The sequence below is a fragment of the Micromonospora rosaria genome (assembly GCF_001567585.1).
GTDB lineage: Bacteria > Actinomycetota > Actinomycetes > Mycobacteriales > Micromonosporaceae > Micromonospora > Micromonospora rosaria.
The window spans coordinates 1-2,158 of record NZ_LRQV01000278.1; the positions used below are offsets into that span (position 1 = coordinate 1).

2 protein-coding genes are annotated in these 2,158 nt (G+C 68.5%); both read right to left on the reverse strand.

The features are described from left to right. Positions 1 to 70: 70 nt before the first annotated feature. The gene (gene istB / locus AWW66_RS31955; RefSeq protein ID WP_067374515.1) at positions 71 to 859 is read right to left on the reverse strand and encodes an IS21-like element helper ATPase IstB; all 789 of its coding nucleotides are present in this window, start codon (positions 857 to 859) and stop codon (positions 71 to 73) included. Beyond that, the gene (gene istA, locus AWW66_RS31960) at positions 859 to 2,088 is read right to left on the reverse strand and encodes an IS21 family transposase (protein WP_067374521.1); all 1,230 of its coding nucleotides are present in this window, start codon (positions 2,086 to 2,088) and stop codon (positions 859 to 861) included. The genes istB and istA overlap by 1 nt, the downstream gene beginning before the upstream one ends. Between the last annotated feature and the right edge of the window lie 70 nt (positions 2,089 to 2,158).

Here is a 2,158-nt window from a genome sequence, read left to right on the forward strand (position 1 = left end):
TGTCAACGCCGGCTGAAGTTTGACCCCTCTGTTCCGGCCGAATGTTGACCCCCTCGCTGGTTGTTGATGTTCAGTCGTTGGTCTTGGTGGCTGCGGGGACGCGGCCGAGGTCGCGGTCCTTGAGTCGGTAGCTGTCGCCCTTCATGGAGATGACCTCGGCGTGGTGAACGAGGCGGTCGATCATGGCGGCGGCCACCACGTCGTCGCCGAACACTTCGCCCCACCTTCCGAAAGGCTTGTTGCTGGTGACGATCAGTGAGGCTCGTTCGTAGCGGTTGGAGACGAGTTGGAAGAACAGGTTCGCGGCTTCGGCTTCGAAGGGGATGTATCCGACCTCGTCGACGATCAGCAGCGGGATCCGGCCGAGCTTGACCAACTCGTCTTGGAGGCGGCCGGCGTGGTGGGCGTCGGCGAGGCGGGACACCCACTGGGCGGCGGTGGCGAACGCGACCCGGTGCCCGGCCTGGCAGGCCCGGATGCCCAGGCCGATGGACAGGTGCGTCTTGCCGGTGCCAGGCGGGCCCAGGAACACCACGTTCTCCTTCGACGCCACGAAGTCCAAGGTGCCGAGGTGGGCGATTGTCTCCCGCTTCAACGAGCGTTGGTGGTCGAAGTCGAACTCCTCCAGGCTCTTGCGGGCCGGGAACCTCGCGGCCCGGATCCGGCCCTCACCGCCGTGAGCCTCCCGGGCGGCGACCTCGCGTTGCAGGCAGGCGGCGAGGAACTCCTCATGCGTCCACGACTCCGCCCGAGCCCGCTCCGCCAGCCTCTCAACGGCGGCGGCCAGGGACGGCGCCTTCAACGCTCGGGTGAGGAACGCGATCTCGGATGCGACGTTGCGGCTGGTCTTGGCGGCCATCACGCGGCCACCTCGACATCGAGGCCGAACAAGCGGTCGTAGTCACTCAGCGGCCGGCGTTCGACCTGCGCGTCGACAGCGGCCGCAGGCGTGCGTTGCGCAGCTATTCGCAGGTCCGCGGCGGCTTGGCGGTGATCGGGGTCGGTGATGCTCTGGTGCTTCGCCCAGCAGCGGTCGTGCCGGGCGACCGGCCGGCCGTCGCAGAACACCTGCACCTGGTCGCAGTCGGCGGTGACCTCGACCCGCCGACCGACCACCGACGGGTGCACCGAGTAGTCGTTGCCGTCCACGCGAACGTAGTGATCGCGGGGAAGGCGGGTGGTCTGCCGCCAGCCGACCACCGGCGCGACCGGCGGCAACGGCAGCATCATCTGCCGGTCGGCGTCCCACCGCTCGGCCGGCCGGCAACCCAGCATCCGGTGCCGCCGCTGGTTCGCACGCACCAACCACTCGGCGAGCTGGGCGTTGAAGTCGGCCGGTGAGCCGAACCGGCGTCCGGGCAGGAACGAGGTCTCCAGATAGCCGTTGGCCCGCTCCACCAGGCCCTTGGCCTCCGGGTCCGCCGGCCGGCACTGGATCACCCGGATACCGAGAGTGCCACGGAAGGCGTTCATCGCCTCCGTCAGCTGAGGCCGTCCGGCCCGCCACTGCCCGACCGCGGACTCGTTGTCCCACACCAGAGCCTTCGGCACCCGCCCCCAGCCGGAGATCAACGTCCAGTGCCCGACCAGCAGATCCGGCGACTGGCGGGACGGGATCATCACCGCCGACAGCCACCGCGAATACCCCGACACCATCACCAACACCGGCGGCCGACCGACCTGCCCGAAACCCAACGGCACATCCGCCGGCGGAAACCACAGATCACACTGCGCCAGCTCACCCGGCAGATACTCCGTCCGCTGAGCCGGATCCGGGCGACGGAACAACGGCCGCAGCTGCTGCACCCGATCGCAGAACACCGTCTTGCCGCGGGTCCACCCGACCCGCTCCATGATCACCGTCGTTGGCATGTCCGGGAACTCCGCCAACAACGCCCTGATCTGCGGCTCGACCGCATCCACGATCGAGCCCTTCACCGCCCGCTGATAGCGAGGCGGCTCATGACTGGCCAAGGCCTTCCGCACCGTGTTCCGCGAAACCCCCAGCCGGCGACAGATGGCCTTGATCGCCATCCGCTCCGCCCGGTGCAACCGACGGATCTCCGCCCAGTCCTCCACGCTCAGCACCTCCCGATGCTTCCGGAAGGGGTCAAAATTCAGCCGGAACCACGGGGTCAGTTTTCAGGCGGAGCCGACA

Coding starts and splice junctions, on each gene's coding strand:
- istB (WP_067374515.1), bottom strand. CDS start 859: ATGGCCGCCAAGACCAGCCGCAACGTCGCATCCGAGATCGCGTTCCTC.